The following is a 24,952-nucleotide window of genomic DNA, read 5'->3' on the forward strand; positions in this document are numbered from 1 at the left end:
ATTAAACCTAATAAAAGATAACAGCATTGTAAAAGTTATTAAGTAATGAGCAGTTTCTCTTTTTTACGTTTAGATATAGGGGTAGAGGGTATGTGATTGATACATAAATCTTAAAGGAGTGTAGCACATGAGCTGGCTAGAAATACTTTCTTATATAGCTATTACAATCGGAATTATTCAATTTTTAGTTATTACAATCGACGTGATCAGGCATCCGCAGATGATGTTTGTGATGAATATTGTGTGGCCTATTACGGGCCTATATTTTCCTGTGGCCGGGATATGGTTTTACTTTAAATTAGGCCGTAAAGATCGAAAGAAACACGATCACGCTCATGATTCCTCTGAACATATGCATCATAGCCATGAAGATCATCATGAACACCATCATAGTAAGAAGCCTTTTTGGCAAAGTGTTTTTGTATCTACGACCCACTGCAGCAGCGGGTGCTCGGTCGGAGATTTAATTGGCGCACCAATCGTATTTTTAACGGGATGGACGATTGCCGGAAGCGTACTTTTTGCAGATTACGTAGTGGAATTTATTCTTGCTTATATAGCGGGAATTGCTTTTCAATACTATGGTATGAGTATGAAAGATAACGGCTCAAAAGATGAGCTGAAAAATGCAGTAAAAGCAGATACGTGGTCGCTTATTGCGTTTGAAATAGGGATGTTCGGCTGGATGGCTTTATCACATTATGTCTTTTTTACACAGGCACCCAAACCAGACAGCGCGGTCTTTTGGTTTATGATGCAAATCGCCATGATCATTGGCTTTTGTACAAGCTATCCAGCGAACTGGGTACTTGTTAAAAAAGGGGTAAAACATGCGATGTAGATTTTATTTGGAGCTGCTGCCGTTGATATTCTATAGATTTAAACTTTAAGGATGGGGCAGAATAACATGAACTTCAAGTTTCGTAGAAGAAAGGAATTCATTCTAACTTAACAGGAGGAGATTGGATGTTTGATTACACGGTAAAAACCTCGAAAAGCCTAGAAGAAGCGATTAGTTCTCTAGAAGAAAACTTAAAAAGCGAAGGGTTCGGTGTGTTGTGGAATTTCGATTTAACTGCAAAGCTACAGGAAAAAGGGCAGGACTTTCATACACCGTTTACAGTATTAGAAGTGTGTCATCCGAAAGAAGCTCAGCGTGTTCTTTCGCAAAATCTTTTAGTAGGATATTTTCTCCCTTGTAAAATGGTTGTATATCAAGATGAAAGTGAAACAAAGATTGGCATGCCTAGGCCTACGGCTATGATTAATATGCTTCATAATGAAGAGCTCCAAACACTAGCAGAAGACATTGAAACAAGATTAATACGCTGCATTGATCAATCTGTATAAGTCCTGTGATTCCGAGAAAGAAAATAACAAAACAAAAAGATACCTTTACGTAAGGTATCTTTTTGTTTTCTAACTTTATTAGGGTATGAGGAGTGGAAACGAAATTTTTGATACATGAATAATTTGCTTTCAGATGCCTAATCTAAAAGCAGACTGTAATAAAAAGGATGATATTATGAATTTTATCTGGCAATCTGTAATCTTGATTTTAACGGGAATATTATTGTTGAGAATAGCGGGAAGAAAATCGATTGCTCAAATGACGCTCGCTCAAACGGTCGTTATGATTTCCTTAGGTACCATCATTGTACAACCTATTGTTGAGAAAAGTATGCTAAAAGCCATTGGCGGGGCAGCAATTTTTGTTCTTGCTATTTTAGTTTTAGAGTACTTACAATTAAAGTTTAATGGATTTGAAAAATTTCTGACAGGTAAATCTAAAATCGTTATAAATAACGGTCAATTAGATACTAAGCAGCTTAAAAAATTACGTTTAACCGCCGATCAATTAGAAATGAGATTACGAAATGCAGGTATATCAAACATAAAAGATGTTAAAATCGCCACAATCGAACCAAATGGACAGTTAGGATACGAACTTCGAGAAGATGCAAAACCTTTGACTGTAGGGGACTTTAAACAGTTGATGGAATTATATATGTCATCTTTTTCTCAAACCAGCGTGCCTGCGCAAGATTTACATAACAAAGTGTCGTCTAAACCTTCTTCAAATATATTTGAAGAAATTAATCACCATTCTAAACCGAATCCTAAATACCTTCAGTGATATAGTCACTAAAAAAAGACGGCCTTTTTACCGAATAAAAGGACGTCTTTTTTACATGTGCTTTAGTTATCTAAGTAACGGTACAAAGTCGTCTTGCTTATACCTGTAGCTTCTGTAATTTGAGCAATCGTATAGTTTTTACTCCAGTACATGTCAAGTGCTCGGTGGACGTTATAGTCAGGTTTTTTTGGCCGGCCGCCGCTTTTTCCTTTTGATTTTGCTTCTTGAAGACCGGCTTTTGTGCGTTCACTGATCACGTCATGTTGAAATTCACCAATACGTTTAATGGTACTGAAAAAGGTTTTTCCTTGTTCGGTGGATGTATCAACGTCATCCAAAATCGATACAAAGTGAACATGATTATCTGAAAGATATTCAATTAATTCAATAAGGTGCCGAGTAGAGTCTGCAATGCAGTAAAATTTATATACAACGACTGTATCGCCTGGCTGAAGTGAAGCTACCATCTCATCGAATTCTACTCTTTTTTTTATGGAATTTGTTTTTTCATGATAAATTTTATCGCAATTAAAAGGCTGCAACGCCTGTAACTGTTTGTCCAAGTTTTCATCTTCGCTATATGGACGGGTATAACCAATAATCACTACACCATCTCCTGCATGGATTGTTTATTTATATTTACCTATTGTACCAAATTCCTTCCGCTCATAACATTTCTTTTCAGTATAGAAAGAAGTATAGTTCCAAAAAAGATCGTTTTTGGAACAAAAAGTGATAGACATTTTGGTTTAGGTCTGCTAGAGTTTTAGTTGTTAACAACGTCTCGGCTTCTATGAGAGTTGGAAGCCACTTATATAAAAAAAGCGAGGTGACAATATGGATAAAGACACCATCAAATTGATTCGGAAAAGCTACAATTTGAATCAGCGGAATTTCGCTGAAAGAGTAAACTGCAGTTTTTCACTCATTGCATTAGTGGAAGTTGGGAAGAGGAGGATTACAGAGGACTTAGAAAATAAAGTGAAAGAAGCGTTTGGATTAAATGAGGAAAAAATAAAGAAGCTGACTTCATCGTTTTAATAAACGTGTTTCATGTACGTAAATATAATACTTGAGGAAGATGGGATATGTTGGGCTGTTTTCACTCATTTTTTTATATATTAAAAGTACCATAAACGTTCCATTTAGGTGCTATTTATTTTCTATTTTACTACTTTTATTGTCCAAAATCTAGAAAAGCGTACAGTAAACGTTTATGACTATAGAGAGAAAGGTGTTTTTGGTTATCATGTTCAATAAATTAAAAGTGGAGTGGTTTGGCAACGTGAAAGGAGATATTCTTTCAGGTATTGTCGTAGCGCTTGCGCTCATTCCTGAAGCTATTGCATTTTCTATTATTGCCGGGGTAGATCCGATGGTGGGCTTACACGCATCTTTTTGTATCGCCGTTGTGATGGCCTTTGTAGGAGGGCGTCCTGCGATGATTTCTGCAGCTACCGGCGCGATGGCCCTGCTGATGGTGACACTCGTAAAAGAGCATGGAATGGAGTATTTATGGGCAACGACTATTTTAACGGGTGTGATTCAACTTCTGTTTGGCATCTTTAAAATTGCTCGCTTTATGAAATTCATTCCTCGATCCGTGATGGTAGGATTTGTGAATGCATTAGCGATTTTAATTTTTATGGCACAAGTTCCGCATTTTGTAGGAATCTCAACAATGACGTATGTGTTTGTGGCGTTAACTCTTGTTATTATTTACGTTTTACCGCGCTTTACAAAAGCAGTGCCTTCGCCATTAGTAGCGATTGTCGTCATGACAATTGTAGCTATTTTTGGAGGATTTAATTTGCGTACAGTAGGAGACTTAGGAGAAATTACAAAATCACTGCCGGTGTTTTCTATTCCTAACGTTCCTTGGAATATGGAAACACTGTCTATCATTTTTCCAACAGCGCTAGGATTATCTATTGTCGGATTAACGGAATCGCTGCTAACGGCATCGATTGTGGATGATATGACAGATACGTCTAGTAATAAAAACCAAGAAAGCAGAGGGCAAGGAATTGCGAACATGGTCGTTGGTTTCTTTGGCGGCATGGCTGGCTGTGCGATGATCGGTCAAACCGTTATTAATGTAAAATCAGGCGGACGCGGTCGTTTATCAACGTTTGTAGCGGGGATATTTCTTATGTTTCTCATTTTGGTGCTAGGGGACTGGGTTGTCAAAATTCCAATGGCTGCACTAGCAGGCGTCATGATTATGGTATCGATCGGAACATTTGACTGGTCTTCACTTCGTACGCTCACGAAAGTCCCTTTAACAGATACCGTCGTGATGCTTGTGACGGTAATTACGGTTGTAGCAACACATGATTTATCAAAAGGAGTTATTGCGGGTGTTATTTTAAGCGCAGTTTTCTTTGCTGCAAAAATTTCAAAGCTAGACGTATCAGCAAAGAAATCGGAAAATCGAACGGTCTATAAAGTAAAAGGTCAGCTGTTCTTTGCCTCCGTAGAAGACTTTGTTCATTCTTTTACGTTTACAGAAAAACAAGATCAAATTTTGATTGATTTTTCAGAAGCGCATATTTGGGATGACTCAGCCGTAGCGGCTATCGATAAAATTGTACTGAAGCTAAAAGAACAAACGTCTGCTGAGGTGAAGCTGACAGGTTTAAATGATGTAAGTGAAGAATTACTTCAAAGATTAGCGACTTACAACAAGCCAAATGCAAGAGCATCAGTTCATTAAGAGAGTGATAATTCCTAGGTTCAAATTCTATAGAATTTGAACCTTTTCTTTTGCGGTTAAATATGTCACCTTGTTTTCTTTACCAGTCTATATAGTTTTGGAAGACTAGAAAACCAAGCAGTATAAAGAAGGCAAAAACAAATAAGGCTTCGGCAGAATGTTGTCGTTCCGCTTTTTTTACGTTTATTTTTTCTCTATATTTCGATTGAATGTTTCTTCTTTTCGAATCCAGTTTCATATATAGACTCCTTAAACGATTTTATATAAATGATTTTACCATATTATTGAATATATGGTTTTTTAATCTGAGAAATCAAGATTATTGGAACAATGAATGAAGTTTGTAATTTGTATATTTCAATTTAGTACTATATGGTATTATTTTTTTTAGTTAGGAGGGTATTTGAAATGAGTGTTTCAAAAGAAAATAAGCCAATTGTATTAACAATTATTTTGCTGGCAGCTGCGTTTGTAGTGTTTTTTGCGAATCGGATATTCCCATCAAATTCAATTTTTCCAAGTAGAAGCGGTGATTTGACTATTCCGCTGTGGCTGTTTTTTGCGATAGATGTTGGCTTTATTGTGGCGTTAGTTTTAGGAGTTCGAACAAAGAAGCCAAGCGTCGTGTGGTTTAGCATTATCACAAACAGCATCTTTTTTGTGTTGCTTTCTGCTTTGATGTTTTTATTAGCGATTGCAAATGGAATTTCTGAGCCGTAAGCTGATTATCTCTATTTTAAGTGAATGAAAAGGATTTAGAGAGGTTGATAGATATGATGATAGGCGGTCCTTTACTGATTGCACTGCTGCCAGGTGTACTTATACTCATGTTAACTTGGCTGTTCAGAAAAATGAAATGGAACAAGGTCATTAGAATGCTTCCTTCAATGCTTACCGTTATGGCTGCCGCTGTGTTTTTTTATATTGGCTATGTAGAAGTAAGAGGGTTTGAAGGCGCTGGCTATTTGTTTTTATGCGTATGTTTACTTGTGTTTGCGACTGTTGCATTTATCATTGCCAAAAAACCTGTAGGATAATTTTTATAAACTTTATAAATTCTTTATAAATCCCTCCTATACTACGTGTAGGGGGGATTTAAGATGAAAAATATTATTTTAGAGGTAAAGAGCGTTTCAAAAAAAGTGAGACGTCGTCACTTAGTAAAAGAAGTATCGTTTCAAATTGGGGAAGGAGAAATATGCGGACTGCTAGGGCCAAACGGAGCTGGTAAAACGACGTTAATTCGTTTATTGACGGGGTTGATTAAACCAACCGGTGGAGAAGTTTTTATTACTAATAAACCTATTGTTTCACAAAGAAAAGAAGCACTGCAAAGCGTTGGTGCAATTGTAGAGTCACCCATCTTTTTTCCTTATATGACGGGAAAAGAAAACCTGACAAACTTAGCTCGACTGCATCCATTTTCGACGAAACAAGAAAGGCAGCAAAGAGTGAAAGAAGTGCTTGATATTGTGGGATTAACCGGCAGAGAAAATGATAAAGTTCGAACGTATTCTCTTGGGATGAAGCAAAGACTCGGTATTGCTCAAGCCCTCCTAGGCGACCCGGACTTATTAATACTAGATGAGCCAGCCAACGGCTTAGATCCAATGGGCGTACGTGAACTGCGCGAGCTGCTTTTTACCTTAAAATGTGACTATAACAAAACGATTTTAATCTCTAGTCATTTACTGGATGAATTACAGCGAGTATGTGATCAAATTGTGGTGATGAGAGAAGGAGAGCTAATGTGGGACGGCGCTTTAGATCAGTTAGCATCCGGTAAAAATCTTGAAGATGCGTTTGTAGAGCTGGTGTCGCAATGAAGGAGCTGTTAGTAGCGGAGTGGGAAAGACTTTGGAAACGAAAAGTGGCGTGGCTGACCTTTTTATTAGTTCCTGTTGTGCTGTTAGTTGCTTCTTCTTATCTCCAAAAACAAAATGGAGCACTCACAGTCGATTTACCACAGTATACGTTTGCGGGAAACTTCCCTGTACTGAGCTTAGCCGAAATGTTATTTACCGTTTTTAATGCCATGTTCTTAGTTTTTATTACACTCGTTGTTACTGAAGAGTACCGGTCAGGACAGCTGCGAATGGTCATGATCCGCTCGTATTCGTTTAAAGAAATTATCATCGCAAAGGCCGCAGTGATTTTGCTGTTTAATTTACTGTTTTTTATCACGTATTTTTGTATGAGCTATGTGATAGGGTTTCTGCTGTTTGAACACCCGCAAAGCTACTTTGTATTTTATCACAGCCATGTCTTCAACATAAAAGAAGCGCTAGTATATAATCTTGCATTCTATGGATATGCCTATTTAACGACGATTGCAATATGCTGTGTGCTGTTTTTTATCTCTGTTATTAGTAAAACGACCACTACAGCTGTTGGAATTGGGGTTGCTTTTATACTAATCTCGTTTTCGTATCCGACTTTACTAAGAGGATTTAGGCAGTGGATGAGTGAAGAGTTTTTTGGACAGCTGTTTTTCACTTCCATACCGATGATTCAATGGCAGGGGATCACAGTCATGATGGCAGAGAAACCGCAGTTTGTAGGCTGGAATTTCGGCGTTTTAGGTTTTTATATTTTATTTTTTGGCGGTTTAACATATGTAGCTATTCGAAAAAAAGAATCGTTTCTATAAAAGGAGAGAAGACATGATGACAGGACTTTTTATCAGTGAATTAGAGCGAACGTTTAAACGGAAAAAGACAGCAGTGGTACTAGGTGTGTACATAGGATTACTTGCTTTTATTTGGTTCTTTTTCTTTCAAAGGGGAGGCATTTCATTTTTTGATGCGGCTCATGACGTAAAAATTGATTCTTTAAATTCAGCACCACTACTTCTTCGAGACCTATCGTTTGTGATTACGTTTATTGTTATTCCTATGTTTGTGGCAGATAGTTTTAACGGCGAGTACACGTCCGGAGCGCTACGTATGGTATTAATTCGGCCGCATCATCGTTTGAAGCTGTTTTTTGTAAAGTGGGCAGTTCAATGTTTACTAGTTTTTATTATTCTTTGTATTACGTGGGTAGTGGGGACATGTCTTGGAAGAATGGTTATGCCTCATGTAAATGAAACCACATTTTTAGGCGGACATACGCTAGGGACTTTAGGGGCGTTACTATATTCGTTGAAATTTTACGGCATTTGTTTTTGCATCTTTATAGCGGTTATTAGTATCGGGAGTATCCTGAGTGTTCTTATGCCTAATTCCATTTTATCTTACGTCGCAACCATTGGTGCTTTAATTGGAAGCGTGTATGTGTCAGATAAACTAAGCTTCTTTTTCTCCGTAACCGATTCTGTTTTTCATGAATTAAGCAGGCCAAACTCTGAATTTTTAGTGAACCTATTATTTCCAATTTTGCTTATTAGCCTTATAATAAACCTATTCGTATGGAAAAAGAAGGAATGGGTAGGGTGAGATGGAGATGAAGCAAACAATTTTACTAGTGGACGACGAAAAAGACATTATTTCATTTATGAAAGATGCGCTCCAAGATGAAGGATATGAGGTGGTGTTTGCTTACGAAGGGCAAGAAGCGTTAACAAAGTTAAAAATAAATCCAGACTTAATTGTGCTGGATGTGATGATGCCAGGCATGGACGGCTTTGCACTTTGTGAAATGATCCGAAAAAGCATATCATGCCCCATTATCTTTCTAAGCGCTAAACAAACGGAGCAGGACCGAGTAAAAGGACTATTAGTGGGTGGAGATGATTACTTAGTTAAGCCTTTTAGCATGAAAGAACTAAAAGCCCGCATTTACGCCCATCTGCGCCGAGAGCAGAGAATTAACAGTAACTCCTATAACAGGCTTCACTTTGGAGAGTTAACCATTGATTTAAATGGCTATCAAATTTTACATAACAATGAAGTGATTCCGTTTACTTCAAGAGAATTTGAGATCATTCATTTCCTCGCTCTTCATCCAGGTCAGGTTTTTACACGCGAGCAGCTGTATGAAAAGGTGTGGGGCTATGACGCGGAAGGAGATTCGTCTACGATTACGGAACACGTAAAGAAAATTAGAGCAAAACTATTAAAATATGACGAAACGCCTTACATCTCAACCGTTTGGGGCATTGGCTACAAATGGGTAAAATAAAAAAATGGATGAACCGAGCAACATTAAAAGCGCAGTTTGTGTTATCGTTTCATTTAATCTTACTGTACAGCCTGCTTGCGACGCTTTTAACGTGGGGCATTGTGATTGCAGTAAACTGGTTTCTTATGCCTGGAGCACTGAATCCCGCAAATTACTATGAAAAACAAATTCCTGATATTCTTCAGTTCGTCAAAGAAAAAGAAGATGCGCTCCTTTCAAGAGATGCTAAAAACCAAGTAGAAGCGGTGATTCCGCTAGAAGGAATGGATTATCAAATTATAAATAAAAAAGGGCAAATTGTGTATGGGTCCATGTCCACTTCATACATAAAAAATAAACGGGATTTTTACTCTCAGGTCAATACCAATATCCGCTCAGGTAAATATATTATAAAAGTTTATCCGCTTTTTAATTCAAAAGACGAAGTAAACGGGGCGATTGCGCTAAGATATCAATTAAATATGGCTTCTGCTAATCCGAATATTAAATGGATCGTTGCGCTTGTCACATTTGTATCGCTAGCCAGCCCGTTTCTTTACTTTTATTTGTTTGCTTATTTGTTTGGAAGACGATTTAGCAAAAAAATTGAACGGCCTTTTAATGAGCTGATGACCGCAGCTAAAAATATTCAGCATAATAATTTAGATTTTTCGCTGTCCGTCACTCAAGACGCCAAAGAATTAAGTCAGCTGCTTCATGCCTTTGAAGAAATGCGAAAAGAATTAAAGCAATCGTTAGCTAAACAGTGGCAGCTAGAAGAAGACCGCAAAGATATGACGGCTGCGATTGCGCATGATTTACGAACGCCTCTTACGATTATTCATGGACATACGGAAATTTTAGTAGAAGGAAGCAAAAGAGACCCGGAGAGGCTTAATCGATATTTACATACGATCTACACAAATACACAGCGTTCGATTCAGCTATTAAATCAGCTGCAAGAAGTATCTGTGATCGAAAATCCGGGCTTTACCGTAAAGAGAGAGCCAATCGATATAATCTCATTTGTTCATGAGAAAACAAACGAGTTTCAGCTTTTATGTCAAAAAAAAGAGATTGCCTTTTTACCTTCGGTTAGTGAAACAGAAGCATCAAGTCAATTTTACGGAGATCCTCAGCGCATTTCTCAAGTATTAGATAATATTATTACAAACTGTATTCGCTACACGCCTGAACGAGGGGAAATAGGGTGGAATACCGTCATTCATCACGGCGAAGTTATTTTTGAAATACATGATACGGGTCCCGGCTTTGCGTTATCGAACAAAGAGCAGGTGTTTAAAAAGTTTTACAGAGAAGATGCGTCAAGAACAAGCGGCCACGGAAACTTAGGGTTAGGTCTTTATATTGCTCATTCCATTGTGAAAAACCACGGAGGAAGCATCACGGTCGATAATAAAGAGACGGGAGGGGCATTATTTAAGATTGTTCTTCCGATAAGGAAAGAGTAAATGCGTAAAAAAAGAACCCTCAAAAAAGAGAGTTCCAAAAAGGGTAAGTAAGAAAGAAATGTACATGTTCCTTTGGGGGACTGCATCTGTACAGTAAAATTTATACCCGGTATGCACTTGTTAAAACGTTGAAAAATAAACCAATCATGTAAAAAATAGATGAAATTAGCTTTTAGCATTTAAAAAAAGACTGCAAAACGGCGGTATACCGTATTCTGCAGTCTTTCTCTCGTTTATTTGCTTAAAAACTCTCTCATAAATTCATTCACCTTTTCTGGCTGCTCATGTTGAGGAGCATGTCCTACACCATCTAAGCGGTGAATCGTTACGTTTGGAACGTACTCTTCAATTCCATCTAAATTACTATTTTCAAACGCTTCGTCCGCATTTCCCCATACAATTAAAGTTGGAGATTCGAATACTTTATGCGGCAGTGCTACAGGTTTATGAACGCGCTCTTCAAACGGATAAAGGGAAGACGCACGGTAGTAGTTAAGCATGGATTTCATTGCATTCGGCTGGTTCCACGCCTCTACGTATTTAGCTTCTTCTTCTTTTGTTAAATAGCCTTTTTTGATGCCAGGCTCCGTCAGCATGTTTCTTAATTTTTCACTATGATTCGCGAGTAGCTCATCCTGAGAGTTTGGCTTTTGGAAAAAGCTCATATAGCTGCTTGCTTCTCGTTGAGCAGGATTTTCAGCAAGCTCTCTTATAAATGTGTAAGGGTGCGGTGCATCAAACATCACTAACTTTTTGACATACTGCGGATATGTATAAGCAAATGCCCATGCTACAGCGCCGCCCCAATCATGCGCCACTAGCACACACTCTTTTTCACCAAATGCTTCAATTAGTTGCTTTACATCTTCCATTAGAATGGGCATGCTGTAAGAAGAAATTTCTTCTGGCTTATCTGATAAGTTATAGCCTCGCATATCTACAGCTACCACGCGATAATCTTTCGAAAACTCTTCTAACTGATGGTGCCATGTATACCAAAAGTAAGGGAATCCGTGTAGAAACAGCATAAGCTCGCCTTCACCTTTTGTTACATAATGAAGATTTACATCATTTACTTTTACATAACCGTCTTTAAACATCTTACTCATCCTTTCGCTTTTAACCTTTATTATAGAAAAACTTTACTCTTTATTAGTTGATGTATCAAACAATAAGGTTTCCTGACGCGGTAAATGAGCTATAAAGCTCTCTTAAAACCCTTATTTTGGTTATTATTTGTGAAATATAACCCCAGTTTTATTTTGAATAATCCTAATCTATTAGAAAAACTTGGAATTTAAAAGAGTATGTAATAAGATAGTATATGATAAATATTTCCATATATAGGAGGAGACATATGCAAAAGAAAATTCTACATACGGTGCTTTCACTGGCAGTAGGAGCAGGAATATTTGCTGTTGGCGGAGTTCCTACTCAAGCTAAGAGTAAAGATCAAAAGGTAAGTAACACATACACAATCGCTTTTAAAAATGGATTGCCAGACAACTATCAAGAGATTATTCAAAAAGCTGGTGGCAAAGTGACTAAAGCGCTTCCTGAAGTAGGAGGGATAGAAGCTCAATCTGAACAGGCTTCTTTTCTTAATAATTTAAAAGGGAATTCTTCGATCGAAGCTGCTAACAGGGAAATTCCTCTAAGCTTGGACAAAACATCAGGTAGTCCTTATAACTATCAGTCTAATATTATCAGTTCACAGAATGTAGATAATTATTGGGACTCTCAGTGGGATATTCAACGAGTGACAAATGGCGGAAAATCTTATGATGTAGAAACAGGCGGATATAAAAATAAAGACGGTAGTACAACTCATAAAGCAGTGGTGGGAGTAATTGATACGGGTATTGATGCATCTCATCCTGATTTAAAAAATAATATACTAGGTGGACGTAATCTTGTTCCGGCTGGAATGGACGAATCTGAAACTGGAGATCCCGCAGATATAAAAGATCGCAATGGACACGGTACGCATGTTGCCGGGATCATTGGAGCGAATGGAAAAGTAAAAGGAGTAGGACCAGAACTTGGAATACGTTCTTATCGCGTACTGTATTCAGAGCAAGCTCTTGGAATGCCTGCTTGGATTATAGACGGAATTATTGCCGCAACCAATGATAAAGTCGATGTGATTAATATGTCTCTTCGTTTCTATAATAATAACAAGATGACTATTGAAGGAGAAAGTTATAAATCAATTGCGGAAACACTGCTTTGGAAAAGAGCCATTCAGTATGCCGTGAAAAATGGCGTAACGGTCGTAGCCGGTAGTGGAAACGAAAGTTTAAATTTAGATAATAAAAAGGAAGTAAACGACTTTTTAAATACCTTGTATGAACCATATGGTATAAGTGTCAAAGGGCCAGCAACTGTCGTACCGGCGCAAATGCCAGGAGTAATTAATGTTTCGGCTTCCACAAAATGGTCGACTCAGCAGCTTGCTTTCTACTCTAATTATGGAAACAGCGCCATTGACGTGGCGGCTCCAGGAGGAGATTTCGGAGAGAAATATGCAAAAACTAATGATCCTGCAACAGCTGATCCAAACAATTTAATCCTAAGTACATGGCCGACTTATTTAGGGACTTCCTATGAGTTAAACGCCGGTACTTCCATGGCAACTCCTCAAGTAGCTGGAATTGCAGGAGTTCTTAAAGCAGCTCATCCTGAGTATAAACCCGCTCAAGTAACAGCACGTATTAAGCAAACAGCTGTTGACTATGGAAAAAAAGGACACGACGCTTTATTTGGTTCAGGAGAAGCAAATGCTTATAGAGCGTTAGAAGATATAAAGAATTAGTACTTGTAATGGATACAGTAAAAAGTCTCCCTAAAACATTGCTTTTAGGAAGACTTTTTTGAAAAATTATCATCTTGAGCATTAGTGCTTTCTTAAAAATCACCGGCCTTGGCAATTCCTAAATTAGATTCAAAGTCAGTAATGTACACACAGGCATTTGTATATTTATCATAGGAATTATAGCGAAAGTTTCTGCTTATATTATAATCTCCACTTATAGGTTTATAGGATTGAATCGATTTAATTTGATCGTTAAGAGACAAATCAAAATTATGAGTGGCTTTTTTTAATTGTTCGAGCTGGAGCTTTGTATAACTGTCGCGATGCTTTTGGATTTCGTCTTGCATGAGCTCTATTTTATATTTAGATGCGGTGTTGATATGACTAATCGCAGGCCCCATATCTTTTTTTATTTGTGCTTCGGAAGAATGAAAGTGTTTATCATCAAATGAGTCTAACACGTTACTGCTTTCTTCCGAAGTTTTTGTTGCATCTATAACGTCATGCATATTGTTCATGAGCGTAACTTCATAGATCGTCTTGCTTGAATTGAATTTTTTATAGGATGTTACATACTCTTTTTCTGTTAAAGTATCTACGTCTTTTGCTAAGTGGGCTATGCTTTTTTTTAGCTCGCTATCACTTTGTGTTTCTACTTTTGACGTACTATTAATAGACGCAGACAGCAGGTTAAAATCATTTTTGTAGCTTTGAAACGTTTTATCTTCTATCTTTCCGTCATTATTAATTAAGCGTTCGGACTCGTTTTGCAGAAATTTCAGCTCTATGGCCAGCTCTTTTTTTGCCTCGCTTCCATCTATGCTCTCATTGTTTGAAGTTGTGTGACTGCACCCCATTAATCCAAGCGCCAAAGCGATTGTAATGGTACCTGTTGTTATCTTGCTTATGTTCCTCATGTTGAAACTCCATTTCTATTTGTTTATTACTTACTTATAAAGACTATATCATATAAATGGAATATTTATCTTTATATACTATTAAATGTTACATTTTGTATAGGTAAACTTAAAAAGGTATTATAATGGAATTTATAAAAATAGTGCTAAAAGAAGATAAAGGTAATAAAAAAACTAATTATGTACTTATACTTTTTTACTATTAATATGACGTCTAAAGGAGGAAATCAATATGAGTGGAATTGCTAAAACCCCCGAACCGCCTTATTATGCCGTTATTTTTGCTTCTGAACGAACGGAAGGTGAGAAGGGTTATGGACTAATGGCAGATAAAATGGTGGAGCTTGCATCTAAACAAAAAGGCTTTTTAGGAATAGAAAGTGCCAGAGATCAAGATTTAGGCATTACCGTTTCATACTGGGATTCCTTAGAATCAATCAAAATGTGGAAAGAACATTCAGCTCACCGCGTAGCCCAGCACAAAGGAAAAACAGAATGGTATCAAACGTTTTCGCTTAGAGTGTGTAAAGTGGAAAGACATAGCTTTTTTGAGATGTAGGACGTATATGGCTGATTATTTTGCAACAAGGGAGAAGCCGTTATGTTTTATGGCGTTATAGGATTTATAGCCGTTTTTATCACTTTGTGTTCGATAGAAGCAAAGCTAAGAACGATTGTTAAACAAAATGATCGAGTGATTGAATTACTTGAGAAACAGAATAGAGAGTAAGAAAACGCTAATGAACTCACCGTTTATAATATCATCTCCTGAGTTTAGTTAAGGGAGATGTTTTATTTTAAGAGTGCATAAAAAAAACCTCAGTAGGAGGTCTAGTTATTACTTTTAAAAGCACTTATAACAAGCTCATTTACTGTCGGATGTCATCTAGAGGCTAATTATAAAGTGAGGTTATATTTATCGTTTCACCAGAAAATATGAGCTCAATTTCTTTATTTCTTACTTGTGAGCTTTCATTTAATCACCGTATTTTTTTCTGTAGGTAAGAAACGTTATCAAATATATAACTGAAATCATCGTTAGAAATATTAGCGGCGAAATGCCAATGCCATCATAAGAACTTTTCCCTTGAAAAGTCCGGTAAATGGACTCTATAACTTCTAAAATCAGCATACCTATAACTACCACAAATGCGTATGATTGAGCCTTCGTACTGATAAACTTCTTTCTTTCATCACCTTTTCGAGAAGATGATGAAACAAAAATCAAAATTCCGCAAACTAACAGGATGAATGAATACACAATTTTAACCCAATCCATTCTTACTCCTCCTTACAATAAATGTAAAACTCTTTTTACATTGTAAATTATTTGTATAGAAGAATTGGTAAATAAAAAATGATTTTATAACACAATGTCACGCTACAAAGTGACTTAAATCAACTCCATTGGTAAAATGGAAGTAACAGGAATTTTTGTGTTTCACCAACTAAAAGTGAGGTGGGTTATTTGGTTCTTCATAAAAAAACGGTGTCTCTGGTCGCTCTTTTTTTACTGCTGTTAGTAATAAGTTCAAATTACGTGTTATATCATTCTTCTTTTGGACTTCAGTCGTTGCCTGGTAATTTCAACGGAGTAGTAGTAGGTTCTATTTTAGACTTAAGCCTTGTGGCTCCGCTCTTATTTCTAGCTTGGCAGCGTAAGTTCAGCGTAAAATATTTTATTGTATTAATGGCCACAGGTCTTATTGCTGCGCGTTTTATCATTCCAAGTGAATATTTAGCTTCTTTTCAGTCGGTTATGTGGCTAGGCGTTGGCATAGAAGGGGTACTCATTTTCTTTGAACTTTCGCTGCTGTTTATGCTGGCTAAAAACGTACCGCCTATTTTGAAAAGAGTCAAATCAAGCTCTTTACCGCTTTTATTTTCCTTTTCGCGGGCTATAAACGAAAAGTTTCCCAAACAAACTTTTATACACATACTGTGTTCAGAAATGCTGATGTTTTACTATGCGTTTGGAACGTGGAAGAAGCAGCCGAGTACTGAAGTTAACACCTTTACTCTGTATAAGCGCTCAAGTTTTATTACGTTTCAAATTATGATTATTCACGCGATTGTTATTGAAACATTAGGGCTTCACTGGCTGCTGCACAATACGTCTATGACTCTTTCAATCGTTTTACTGATCCTTAATATTTACAGTATTGTTTTCTTTATAGGAGATATTCAAGCATTAAGGCTTAACCCTTTACGAGTTGAAGACGACCGTATATACGTTTCGTTTGGCTTAGCCAAGCGTATGGAAATCTCTTTTAAAGATATTGAAGAAATAATAGAAGACACTCACATCCTCGAACAAAAGCTACCCAGCACCACGATTGAATTTATCGCACGCGACTTTGAAACCGTGCATCCTGATCTCTTACTAACATTAAAGTTTCCAGTTGAAGCAACACTTTTTATGGGAATCAAAAAGAAATACAAGCAGGTAGCTATTCGCGTAGATGATCCTCATGCGTTTAAGAAAATAATTAAAGAACGTTTGGAGAAAGCTCAGAAGGGCTTAATCTAGGATTCTAGAAAGCTAGGACCTTATAGATATATAAGGTCTTTTTGCTAGTGATCAGCTACTGGACATAAATAGTGAAGTGTTAGCTGTATTTTAGTAAAATGGAAGTAATAGGTAATGCGATAAAGGGGGATAGTGTATGGGAATTTTTTTTAGAGGAAAAGAGAAGTATTTAAACTCTATAGAATGGCTATCTGAAAACTCAATCCATTTAAGCAAACCAACTGAATGTACGCCGCAAGAGTTTGAATTTCTCCGTCATATCGTAAAAGATAAGAGAGTTGTGTGGTTAGGAGAAAACGGTCATAACATAAGAGAACATAATATGATGAAGTCAAAAATAATAGAATTTCTACATAAAGAAATGAATTTTACCGTACTGGCATTTGAAAGCGGCTTGGCGGAATGCCATAGTGCTAATGAGTTAAAGGAAGAGTTTACAGATGAAGACTTTTTAAAAAACGCGATTTATTCTTTATGGGCAACAAAAGAAAATCTGTCTTTGTTTCAGCTGATGAAAAAATCAGATTTAAGTTTAATAGGAATCGATATTAATCCTTCTTCTAATCCTGATCTTTTCGTAAAATTTGTTCAGCAGCTGAGTCCCGTAGTGTCTAAAGACGTGATAGAAAAGATCGAATACATTGAGGCAGGCGTATATAAATGGTACTACCAGCTAGGGCAATATAAAGCGAGAAGAAAAAAAGTCCCAGCAGAAATGCTGCATGAGTTTGAAGAGTTTAAAGAAAAAGCAAGCGCAGTGATAGGAGATTTAGAAGCTTATCTACATGAAGAATACGTTTTGTATCTTGAAAATCAAGAGCTTGTATGTAAGTTTAAAATGATTATTCGATGCCTGCAAAATCGCTTATATTTTATTAACCATATTCACCATAACCACCGAACCTATAAAAAAGTAAGGGAAAAAAGAATGAAAGAAAATCTAGAATGGATTTGTCAGGAGCTGTATCCTGATGAAAAGATCATCATCTGGGCTCATAACCTTCATATTTTTAAGCAATACAAAACGTTTACGGGATTTGAACCTCTAGGAGCAATTGTCTCTAATAAAATAAAAAAACAGTCTTATTACTTAGGCTTATTTATGTATGAAGGTGAAATACATACGGATACAGGGCAGCCATACAAAATAGAGAAGCCGCCTAAAAAAAGTCTAGAAGATTACATGCATCAAGTGCAATCACCGGCGTTATTTACGGATTTCTCACAGCTTGAAAAAAACTCAGACAACAAGTGGATATTCACTAAAACGATCTTTTTAGAAAGCGGTACTATGCCGACTTTATTTGTACCGCGTGATCAGCTAGACGGTGCTTTATTTGTTGAATCTGTTTCTCCGCCCGAGTATCTTAAACGGAGTAAAAATAAATAAAAAATCGTAATGAACAAAGAAGAGGTGTACATTGAAAATCTATAAATTTAGTAAAAAACATGGCAAAAAAGTAGAAAAATATCAGTCGAATTTAGCTACTTACGTAAAAATGATTCAAACAAACGAAGCAGCTACGATCGGTTATATGTATATAGACGGAGAAGGAACGGTAGGATATCACGAAGCGCCTATACCTCAGTTATTTATCGTAGTCGAAGGTGAAGGGTGGGTAACAGGAGAGGATCAAAAACGAATTTCGATTAAACGTGGAGAAGCAGCACTGTGGGAAAAAGGAGAGTGGCATACATCGGGAAGTGAAACCGGTATGGCGGCCATTGTCATTCAATCGGAGGAGCTAAATCCTGAAACATTTATGGAAAGGAAAAAGCACGCTTAGATAAGTTATCTAGGCGTGTGACTTTTCTATAGGACTTTAAATTTTTTAAGGGCAAACTCAATCCCCTCTTCACCCGATTTCTTCGTGACAAAATCAGCAACGCTTTTTAACTTATCAGAGCTGTTACCCATCGCAATTCCAAGGCCGGCTAATTCTATCATATCAATATCATTTTCTCCGTCTCCAAATGCGATGGCCTCAGATTGATGGATGTTAAAATAGTCTAAGACCTTCAGGATAGCTACCGATTTTGTGATTTCTTCTTGAAGCACACTTACGACAAAAGGGTGCCATCTTTTAAATAGTAAATGAGGAAATCGCTGTGCATAGTGCTCGGCGGTTCTGTCATCACCATACAAGCACATTAAATAAATATCTTCATCATAAATACGCTCATTCATTTGAGGATAATCATTGAGCGATAATGTTTCCTTTAGTGCTTTTAAAATGTTGTCATCTTTGATTCCGTTCATGCTGAGCTCTTTTGTGTAAAATGAAAGGCCGTGATTTTGGGAGGCTGCGTATTCAAAGACTTCGCGCGCAACGTCCTTATCCATGGACAGCTTATGAATAACTTTTTCATCGTGTACAGTAAACGCTCCGTTTGCGGTAATGAGCGTATCTATACCTAATTCTCTAATTTCTTCACAGAGAGATAAAGGCCTTCCGGTAGCGGCTACGATTTTTAATCCTTTGTGCTTTAAACTTTTTACAATCTCTCGAGTTTTGGTGGAAATAGTCCCGTTTTCGTGATGAGTAAGAGTTCCATCTACGTCAAAGAATACAATTTTATAGCTCATAGTAATCTCCTTATTTAAACAGCACGCTCTTTTTTTACATTTACAAGCAGTAGCGAACAGGCAAAAATAGCACCTACATATAAAAACGCCGAAACAACCGGTTTATGTAAAAAAGCAGTATGATTGTATGAAGAGTCATACAAATAGAGAGCGGCTAAAAATAGAAAAGGCAGTAGTTTCTTCATGCTGTCACCTCCTGGTTTTATTATACATATTTTCCTTGTATTTGTATGTAATCTTAATAAGAGTGATAGAATAATAGTATTTTACATAAGCAAAGAGAAGTGCGAATATGACTGTACATCACTATATAGGATCTCCTTATGAATTGCCTACAGGAAGTTTTGGCACAAAAGAAACGCTGGTTCCTTTATCCGAAGTTTCTTCCTTTAATCGAAATTCAAAGAAAGAAAAGATAATTACAATCTATGAAAAAGAAGAAGATGCGTACGGTATTAGTGTTAATCGTTTAACCGACGGGTATAGCGACATCAAGCACGTATTCACCTTGCCATATATCTATGAATTATCTTGTGATACACATCCTAAATCGATAAGAGAGTTATTTACTTGTATTGAAGAACACCTTATAGAGGGCTGTTACATTGAATTATACTCTTGCTTAGACGGAGGTGAAGCGGAAGAAAAAGATTCAAGTCTAGATATGAGTATTAACTTGAAAACGCTGTATTTTGGAAAGTATTATAAATTAGACAAAAAGAAGTATATCTATGAATTAGGGGAAATGTTCAAATTTGAAGACAAACAATTTGTAGTGGTGGTGAAATGAGTGGGTTAGCCTGTAACCTTTAGATAAGAGTTATAGGCTAACCAGTTTAGGCAGACTAATATTTATAAAAAAGGCTTAATATACGGAAGACTCAAACCAAAATAAATAACAAACGACATAAGCAAGTAACAGCCAATAACACTTCTTCTAAAGGGTGTAGAAGCTTTCTTCAACCAGCCCCAGTGCTTATCTTCATAGTCAAAAATAAAGTAATCTAAAATGATGGATAGCGTGATAATAACCGCAATTAGTAACAGGCCCATATGTATCCTCGCTTTCGGTTTATGAAATTATTACCATTTATAACAATATACCTTATTATTCCAATCATTACAAAGTAATTTTCTATAAACGGTTTATTGACACTACTAGATTATGGTAAAATTCACAGAGTATAGTAGGATCATTTTTAAAAGAAAGATGGGAAGAAGTTGGATGTCGTAAAAGAAGTGAAGCTATTAAAATATCAAATGAGTCTCATGAAGCACATGATTAACGCAGAGGAACATCCTTTTTTTATGTTTGTGATTGATCATGAATTTGAAGAAAACCAAGTAAAGGCATTTTTAAACATGCTAGGTGTGTTTAGCTGTCGAATCAAAGGTGAAGACATTTCTACCTTTTATCAAAATGATCAGCTGTTCTCTCAATTTAATCTTCCGTTGGATAAATTATATGCGTCAGAACAACCAACTTTAGAGGAATTAAAATCGGTTGTTGCTAAAATCTTTTATCAGGAATTTGAACTAGAATATTTATTGTGCAGTTTAAAGAAGCAGTGTATTCAAATGGAAGTGTGTGACTTTTTATTGCAACGTTTAAAAATAGATTTGAAATAAATAATCTAAGAGTGTGTTTAAACGTGGAAATTTTAAAAGTAGAGGAGGATAGGTGAGATGGCGCGAATTATTAATTTCTGGTCATTTATCTTTACGCTACTGTGCGTTGGTTTCTTTTTCATCGCTTTTTATTATCCAGCGTTATTGAATATCAATCTTTGTTTAGCAATTATTCTATTTTTCACCGGCATCGCAGGGTTCTTTGGAATAAACAATTGGGTATCGGCTGTGAGAAGTATTTTGACAGTAGTAATTAGTGCTGGATTAACTCTAGTGACGGGATTTATTATCTTCATCGGCAATCTTTTTTCATAGCACATACATAAGAGGTACAAGGAAAGGTTCTCGTGTAGAGAATCTTTTTTTATGTACATGCAATTATCTAGAAAATAAAAATGAAAATACAAAAACCTTTTTATAAAACGCTTCGTCTAAGAACAAGAAAGGAGAGGCAGAAGTGAAAGAACTAACCGTAGAATGGATACACGTGCAAGACAAAGAACTAGTGATAGATGAAATTATGGATCGATATGGACAGGAAATCTTGCAGCTGGCTTACTCATATGTAAACAGCGTAGCGGTTGCGGAGGATTTGACGCAGGAGATTTTTATTAAATGCTACAAAAATCTTTACAAGTACAGCGGTAGATCCAAGTTTCGGACGTGGTTATGGCAAATCGCAATTAACCACTGTAAAGACTTTTTAAAAAGCTGGTACAACAAAAACATTATACCGGCGACAGACTATTTTCCAAATCATATAAGTGAAAAAGAAAACATAGAGAAAGCTGTTATTCAACACGAAGAAGACCACGAGCTGATGTCAGCTGTTATGAAGCTGCCTACCAAATATAAAGAAGTGATTTACCTCTTTTACTATGAAGAATTGTTAATTAAAGACATTGCGCTCGTAACCAAAACCGGAATGAATACAGTAAAAACAAGACTGAGGCGTGCAAAATCACTTTTAAAAGAAATGCTGGAGGAATGAGTCATGGATAAACGTCTTAAAAATCTTAGAAAAACAATGAATCGTGAAGTGTTTGCTCAGCTAAAATTTACGGAAAGTCATAAGAAAAGCATTCGAGAAAAAATAAAGCAAGAGACTCATAGCGACGAAGAAATTCTGATTGCTATGATGCAGCTGCTTGTGCAGGAGAAAACGGGCTATGAGTTAGTCAGCTTACTGCAAAGCCGAGGAATTTTAAATTTCAAAGAAAACGAAGGGTCTTTATATGTCATCCTGCATCGACTAGAGCTAAAAGGTGTATTGACGAGCAATTGGCAAGAAGACGGAGCTAAGTTTTATCAATTAAATAAAAAGGGCTGCAGGCTACTTAAAAAAGTGGAAGAGCAGCCATTATCTAACCACATAAGTTTTAAAAAAATACTAGAGGGGTGAATGAGTATATGGGTGAACAAAGAAATTCATTTTTAGAACAAGTGCGATCGCAAATTAAATCAAAAGAAGCCAGGGCATTTGTTTCGGCAGAATTGCATCATCATTTAAACGAAGTGAAAAGCTATTGGCTGCAAAAAGGGATAAGCGAAGACCAAGCAGAAGAAAAGGCCGTTACTCAAATGGGAAATCCCATCAGTATTGGTCAAAACCTTAACCGTATTCATCGACCGAAAGTAGACTGGATGACCTTAATTTTATTTGTAGCTGCTCTTCTTTTAGGGTTTCTGCCACTGCTGTCCCAAGGGTATATGAATCATAATCATTTTTCTATGTATAAGGCTATCTTTGTAGTTTTAGGTGGGGTTTTAGCTCTTGGCATGATGTTTATAGACTATAGAAAGATGGCCAATAAAGGATGGTTGTTCTATTTATTAGGTACTGCACTCTTATTGTTCCTCACAAGGCATTTTAACACCGTCGTAGACGGTCAAGCTGTTTTTAAATTAGGGCCTTTAAAAATGGAAGGTTTAATGGCCATTCCTTTTTTTCTTATGGCATGGGCAGGGTTCTTTCAAAGCGATCGCTTTAAAATATGGAAATTTATTCTTTTGTTTATTCTATCATCGTATTTCTTTCTACAATTCAGCCTTACAATGCTCTTTATATATGTAGCCATGACCTTTACGATGATCTGGTGGAGTAAGCTAAATAAAAAGAAAATAGCCATTGTCCTAGGAACTAGCTTTGCGTTAGTCGCTGCTTGGGGCATAATTGGATGGATGACCGTTGCCTATTATCAGAAGTATAGGGTTCTTTCATTTTTAAATCCCTATAATGCTGAATATTTAACATCCAAATTTGGACTCTTAGAAATACATCATCTATTTGTGGGTGCAGGGTGGTTTGGCAAGCATTCATTTGCGGATCAATTTATCCCTGAGGCTCATACTAACTTCGTCTTCTTAAGTTTTACGTATTATTACGGATGGTTATTTGCAGCAATTCTTATTGTGGTTCTTTGTTTAGTTGCTCTGAGAATTATATTTATTGCCCGAAATCTAAACGATACGTACAGCAAGCTTTTACTAGCAGGAGTTGTAATGGTCTATACTGTACAGCTAGTTGGGAACGTAGGAATGATTGCCGGATTCTTTCCTATGACAAATATGTCTTTACCGTTTATTAGCTACGGATTGATGCCGATCTTGTTAAATGCTTTCTTAATTGGAATTGTGTTGAGTATTTATAGACGTAAGGATTTAATGGTTACAAACACCTTACATGGTAATCAGCAATAGAGTATAGATCGTGAGACTTTAAGATCTGTTGCTTTTATGAGCAAATAATTCACTTCATAAAAACAAGTAAAACAAACGCTGACATCCAATTGTCAGCGTTTGTTTTATATCTAGAGTCGTTATAGGTTCTTTAATTCTTTGAGGTAGTTTCTCGGTTTTCATATATTTTCTCGATAATTTTATACGTAACACCAGTTAAAACAGACAGAATTAGCACCTTTCCTATAAGGTTAAGACCATAGTTATATTTTAGATAGTCTAATAGTACGGCATATACGAATACGCAGATGCCTAATATGACATGTTTCATAAAGAACTCCTTTATTGTTGACTGAATACGTCTATACTTTAACGTATAGAAGAGGGCTAAATCGTTAGCCCTCTTCTAGGTAAGCTTGTTCAGTGACCAGCTGTTTTTTAACTCAGTTATTTACATTCAAAAGAATAGTCATTGGTAATTGGATTATGTATTTCTACTATCGCTTTTCCGCCGTTATCATAACATTTTGAAGTGAACGTTTTTATCTCTGTACTATTAAAATAGCTAGAACAGTTAATCAACACAGAGATGACTACCAGTAAAGTAAGTAGAACAATTATGATTTCTTTTATTCTGGATTCAACGATAGATTTAATTTTGTATTCTCCTTTGCAATTTCGCGTAAGTGTAGTAACGATGATTAAATAAGTAACGTTTACATTTTAGGAGCTTGATTTTCAACTGTTTGAAAATCAAGCTTTTATTGTTTTACATAGAAATGTGAATAATTCTATATAAACTACGTTTTTATTCCATTGTCGTTCCTGCAAATACAAACGTAATAATTCCTAATACGAAGAACAGCTGAGAAATCACGCCTACTATACTGCAGATCAGCCCGGCAATCGCGAGTCCTTTACCGCTTTGATTCGTAGCAGCTATTTGATTAGATGCTTTTTTGTAGAAGATAATTCCAATAATCCCTGTAATAAACCCAATGATTGGAATGAAAATAGATACGATACCTAGAGTTAGAGAAACAATAGAGTTGGTGTTTACTTGAGGTTTTGTATTAGTTTCCAATGAATTCACTCCCTATGAATTATATTTTTTGATTATACCATAAAAAGGAATAATATCCTTTTTACTAATAAAAGTAGAAATTTTTAGAATTATATGTGTCTCTGTATATTTTCTATGCGTCGTTTTATTAAAGGTAAGATGATATGTACAAAAAGAAACTTATTCTTTGACGTTCCTATAAGGAAATCGACTCTGTAGAGTATATTTACTGAGATAGCAGATTCTGCGTTATAAAACATTTAACCTAAATTAAGGAAAATATGATACAATAATCCATAAGGATGT

Annotated in this window: 31 protein-coding genes; 23 read left to right on the plus strand and 8 right to left on the minus strand. The window is 36.4% G+C overall.

Translation table 11 applies throughout. From position 1 onward, the window contains the following. Nucleotides 1-127 precede the first annotated feature (127 nt). The 3 genes from ACH6EI_RS07075 (at nucleotide 128) to ACH6EI_RS07085 (ending at nucleotide 2,137) form a co-directional block, all read left to right on the plus strand. Nucleotides 128-841, plus strand: a complete 714-nt coding sequence (locus ACH6EI_RS07075; protein ID WP_098999173.1) for a DUF4396 domain-containing protein — start codon at nucleotides 128-130, stop codon at nucleotides 839-841. A gap of 125 nt (nucleotides 842-966) precedes the next feature. Then, complete coding sequence (locus tag ACH6EI_RS07080; protein ID WP_098999174.1) at nucleotides 967-1,350, plus strand: DUF302 domain-containing protein; 384 nt, start codon at nucleotides 967-969, stop codon at nucleotides 1,348-1,350. Nucleotides 1,351-1,525: 175 nt separating this feature from the next. Continuing rightward, nucleotides 1,526-2,137 (plus strand): DUF421 domain-containing protein, encoded by a 612-nt coding sequence (locus ACH6EI_RS07085; RefSeq protein ID WP_028414670.1) that lies wholly within the window; start codon nucleotides 1,526-1,528, stop codon nucleotides 2,135-2,137. 62 nt (nucleotides 2,138-2,199) lie between these two features. Here the strand turns inward: ACH6EI_RS07085 and ACH6EI_RS07090 are convergent, their stop codons facing one another. Beyond that, complete coding sequence (locus ACH6EI_RS07090) at nucleotides 2,200-2,742, minus strand: recombinase family protein (protein ID WP_098113662.1); 543 nt, start codon at nucleotides 2,740-2,742, stop codon at nucleotides 2,200-2,202. 232 nt (nucleotides 2,743-2,974) lie between these two features. Between ACH6EI_RS07090 and ACH6EI_RS07095 the strand changes: the two genes are divergently transcribed. The 9 genes from ACH6EI_RS07095 to ACH6EI_RS07135 all read left to right on the plus strand — a co-directional run bounded on the left by ACH6EI_RS07095 (nucleotide 2,975) and on the right by ACH6EI_RS07135 (nucleotide 10,426). Continuing rightward, a complete protein-coding gene (locus tag ACH6EI_RS07095; protein WP_028414668.1) occupies nucleotides 2,975-3,178 on the plus strand; it encodes a helix-turn-helix domain-containing protein in 204 nt (67 codons plus the stop codon). Between the two features lie 208 nt (nucleotides 3,179-3,386). Next, nucleotides 3,387-4,853: a SulP family inorganic anion transporter gene (locus ACH6EI_RS07100; RefSeq protein WP_098113663.1), complete on the plus strand. Its 1,467-nt coding sequence runs from the start codon at nucleotides 3,387-3,389 to the stop codon at nucleotides 4,851-4,853. Between the two features lie 408 nt (nucleotides 4,854-5,261). Next, nucleotides 5,262-5,573, plus strand: coding sequence for a hypothetical protein (locus ACH6EI_RS07105; RefSeq protein WP_098113664.1), 312 nt, complete (start codon nucleotides 5,262-5,264; stop codon nucleotides 5,571-5,573). A gap of 53 nt (nucleotides 5,574-5,626) precedes the next feature. After that, nucleotides 5,627-5,890, plus strand: a complete 264-nt coding sequence (locus tag ACH6EI_RS07110) for a YesK family protein (protein WP_098113665.1) — start codon at nucleotides 5,627-5,629, stop codon at nucleotides 5,888-5,890. Nucleotides 5,891-5,953: 63 nt separating this feature from the next. Next, nucleotides 5,954-6,679, plus strand: coding sequence for an ABC transporter ATP-binding protein (locus tag ACH6EI_RS07115; RefSeq protein WP_098999175.1), 726 nt, complete (start codon nucleotides 5,954-5,956; stop codon nucleotides 6,677-6,679). Further along, complete coding sequence (locus ACH6EI_RS07120; protein WP_098999176.1) at nucleotides 6,676-7,503, plus strand: ABC transporter permease; 828 nt, start codon at nucleotides 6,676-6,678, stop codon at nucleotides 7,501-7,503. Before ACH6EI_RS07115 ends, ACH6EI_RS07120 begins: the two co-directional genes overlap by 4 nt. A gap of 13 nt (nucleotides 7,504-7,516) precedes the next feature. Further along, complete coding sequence (locus ACH6EI_RS07125; protein WP_048019469.1) at nucleotides 7,517-8,290, plus strand: ABC transporter permease; 774 nt, start codon at nucleotides 7,517-7,519, stop codon at nucleotides 8,288-8,290. Nucleotides 8,291-8,297: 7 nt separating this feature from the next. Beyond that, nucleotides 8,298-8,975 (plus strand): response regulator transcription factor, encoded by a 678-nt coding sequence (locus ACH6EI_RS07130; RefSeq protein ID WP_049165724.1) that lies wholly within the window; start codon nucleotides 8,298-8,300, stop codon nucleotides 8,973-8,975. Continuing rightward, nucleotides 8,963-10,426 (plus strand): sensor histidine kinase, encoded by a 1,464-nt coding sequence (locus ACH6EI_RS07135; protein ID WP_098999177.1) that lies wholly within the window; start codon nucleotides 8,963-8,965, stop codon nucleotides 10,424-10,426. Before ACH6EI_RS07130 ends, ACH6EI_RS07135 begins: the two co-directional genes overlap by 13 nt. Nucleotides 10,427-10,659: 233 nt before the next feature. Here ACH6EI_RS07135 and ACH6EI_RS07140 read toward each other — a convergent pair whose 3' ends face one another. Then, nucleotides 10,660-11,526, minus strand: coding sequence for an alpha/beta fold hydrolase (locus ACH6EI_RS07140; protein WP_223546198.1), 867 nt, complete (start codon nucleotides 11,524-11,526; stop codon nucleotides 10,660-10,662). Between the two features lie 257 nt (nucleotides 11,527-11,783). Here ACH6EI_RS07140 and ACH6EI_RS07145 point away from each other — a divergent pair, with 257 nt between their 5' ends. Beyond that, nucleotides 11,784-13,241 (plus strand): S8 family serine peptidase, encoded by a 1,458-nt coding sequence (locus ACH6EI_RS07145; RefSeq protein ID WP_098999178.1) that lies wholly within the window; start codon nucleotides 11,784-11,786, stop codon nucleotides 13,239-13,241. A 92-nt stretch (nucleotides 13,242-13,333) separates the two neighbouring features. Here ACH6EI_RS07145 and ACH6EI_RS07150 read toward each other — a convergent pair whose 3' ends face one another. After that, nucleotides 13,334-14,158 (minus strand): hypothetical protein, encoded by an 825-nt coding sequence (locus tag ACH6EI_RS07150; protein WP_028414658.1) that lies wholly within the window; start codon nucleotides 14,156-14,158, stop codon nucleotides 13,334-13,336. Between the two features lie 232 nt (nucleotides 14,159-14,390). On the opposite strand from ACH6EI_RS07150, the gene ACH6EI_RS07155 reads away from it, so the two are divergent. After that, the gene (locus tag ACH6EI_RS07155) at nucleotides 14,391-14,717 is read left to right on the plus strand and encodes an antibiotic biosynthesis monooxygenase family protein (RefSeq protein ID WP_028414657.1); all 327 of its coding nucleotides are present in this window, start codon (nucleotides 14,391-14,393) and stop codon (nucleotides 14,715-14,717) included. A 417-nt stretch (nucleotides 14,718-15,134) separates the two neighbouring features. On the opposite strand, the gene ACH6EI_RS07160 is transcribed toward ACH6EI_RS07155, so the two are convergent. After that, nucleotides 15,135-15,437 (minus strand): hypothetical protein, encoded by a 303-nt coding sequence (locus ACH6EI_RS07160; protein ID WP_028414656.1) that lies wholly within the window; start codon nucleotides 15,435-15,437, stop codon nucleotides 15,135-15,137. A gap of 189 nt (nucleotides 15,438-15,626) precedes the next feature. Between ACH6EI_RS07160 and ACH6EI_RS07165 the strand changes: the two genes are divergently transcribed. The 3 genes from ACH6EI_RS07165 to ACH6EI_RS07175 all read left to right on the plus strand — a co-directional run bounded on the left by ACH6EI_RS07165 (nucleotide 15,627) and on the right by ACH6EI_RS07175 (nucleotide 18,475). After that, a complete protein-coding gene (locus tag ACH6EI_RS07165; protein ID WP_099331195.1) occupies nucleotides 15,627-16,688 on the plus strand; it encodes a beta-carotene 15,15'-monooxygenase in 1,062 nt (353 codons plus the stop codon). Nucleotides 16,689-16,824: 136 nt separating this feature from the next. Further along, the gene (locus ACH6EI_RS07170; RefSeq protein WP_099331194.1) at nucleotides 16,825-18,078 is read left to right on the plus strand and encodes an erythromycin esterase family protein; all 1,254 of its coding nucleotides are present in this window, start codon (nucleotides 16,825-16,827) and stop codon (nucleotides 18,076-18,078) included. Between the two features lie 31 nt (nucleotides 18,079-18,109). Continuing rightward, nucleotides 18,110-18,475, plus strand: coding sequence for a cupin domain-containing protein (locus ACH6EI_RS07175; protein ID WP_028414653.1), 366 nt, complete (start codon nucleotides 18,110-18,112; stop codon nucleotides 18,473-18,475). Nucleotides 18,476-18,501: 26 nt separating this feature from the next. Here ACH6EI_RS07175 and ACH6EI_RS07180 read toward each other — a convergent pair whose 3' ends face one another. Next, nucleotides 18,502-19,275: a Cof-type HAD-IIB family hydrolase gene (locus ACH6EI_RS07180; protein WP_099331193.1), complete on the minus strand. Its 774-nt coding sequence runs from the start codon at nucleotides 19,273-19,275 to the stop codon at nucleotides 18,502-18,504. Between the two features lie 14 nt (nucleotides 19,276-19,289). Beyond that, nucleotides 19,290-19,460, minus strand: a complete 171-nt coding sequence (locus tag ACH6EI_RS07185) for a hypothetical protein (protein WP_167387326.1) — start codon at nucleotides 19,458-19,460, stop codon at nucleotides 19,290-19,292. 107 nt (nucleotides 19,461-19,567) lie between these two features. Between ACH6EI_RS07185 and ACH6EI_RS07190 the strand changes: the two genes are divergently transcribed. Beyond that, a complete protein-coding gene (locus ACH6EI_RS07190; protein ID WP_099331192.1) occupies nucleotides 19,568-20,065 on the plus strand; it encodes a hypothetical protein in 498 nt (165 codons plus the stop codon). A gap of 62 nt (nucleotides 20,066-20,127) precedes the next feature. Here ACH6EI_RS07190 and ACH6EI_RS07195 read toward each other — a convergent pair whose 3' ends face one another. Further along, nucleotides 20,128-20,328 (minus strand): hypothetical protein, encoded by a 201-nt coding sequence (locus tag ACH6EI_RS07195; RefSeq protein WP_099331191.1) that lies wholly within the window; start codon nucleotides 20,326-20,328, stop codon nucleotides 20,128-20,130. Between the two features lie 168 nt (nucleotides 20,329-20,496). On the opposite strand from ACH6EI_RS07195, the gene ACH6EI_RS07200 reads away from it, so the two are divergent. The 5 genes from ACH6EI_RS07200 (at nucleotide 20,497) to ACH6EI_RS07220 (ending at nucleotide 23,604) form a co-directional block, all read left to right on the plus strand. Next, the gene (locus ACH6EI_RS07200; protein ID WP_033580205.1) at nucleotides 20,497-20,904 is read left to right on the plus strand and encodes a DUF1878 family protein; all 408 of its coding nucleotides are present in this window, start codon (nucleotides 20,497-20,499) and stop codon (nucleotides 20,902-20,904) included. A gap of 57 nt (nucleotides 20,905-20,961) precedes the next feature. Further along, a complete protein-coding gene (locus ACH6EI_RS07205; protein WP_099331190.1) occupies nucleotides 20,962-21,219 on the plus strand; it encodes a hypothetical protein in 258 nt (85 codons plus the stop codon). Nucleotides 21,220-21,361: 142 nt separating this feature from the next. Then, a complete protein-coding gene (locus tag ACH6EI_RS07210) occupies nucleotides 21,362-21,895 on the plus strand; it encodes a sigma-70 family RNA polymerase sigma factor (protein ID WP_099331189.1) in 534 nt (177 codons plus the stop codon). A gap of 3 nt (nucleotides 21,896-21,898) precedes the next feature. Further along, nucleotides 21,899-22,306, plus strand: coding sequence for a PadR family transcriptional regulator (locus ACH6EI_RS07215; protein WP_099331188.1), 408 nt, complete (start codon nucleotides 21,899-21,901; stop codon nucleotides 22,304-22,306). Between the two features lie 8 nt (nucleotides 22,307-22,314). Then, the gene (locus tag ACH6EI_RS07220) at nucleotides 22,315-23,604 is read left to right on the plus strand and encodes an FtsW/RodA/SpoVE family cell cycle protein (RefSeq protein WP_099331187.1); all 1,290 of its coding nucleotides are present in this window, start codon (nucleotides 22,315-22,317) and stop codon (nucleotides 23,602-23,604) included. 787 nt (nucleotides 23,605-24,391) lie between these two features. Here ACH6EI_RS07220 and ACH6EI_RS07225 read toward each other — a convergent pair. Further along, complete coding sequence (locus tag ACH6EI_RS07225) at nucleotides 24,392-24,667, minus strand: DUF4190 domain-containing protein (RefSeq protein ID WP_098999185.1); 276 nt, start codon at nucleotides 24,665-24,667, stop codon at nucleotides 24,392-24,394. Nucleotides 24,668-24,952: the final 285 nt, after the last annotated feature.

The sequence above is a fragment of the Priestia sp. JSM ZJ58 genome (assembly GCF_044383985.1).
Taxonomy (GTDB): Bacteria; Bacillota; Bacilli; order Bacillales; family Bacillaceae_H; genus Priestia; species Priestia zanthoxyli.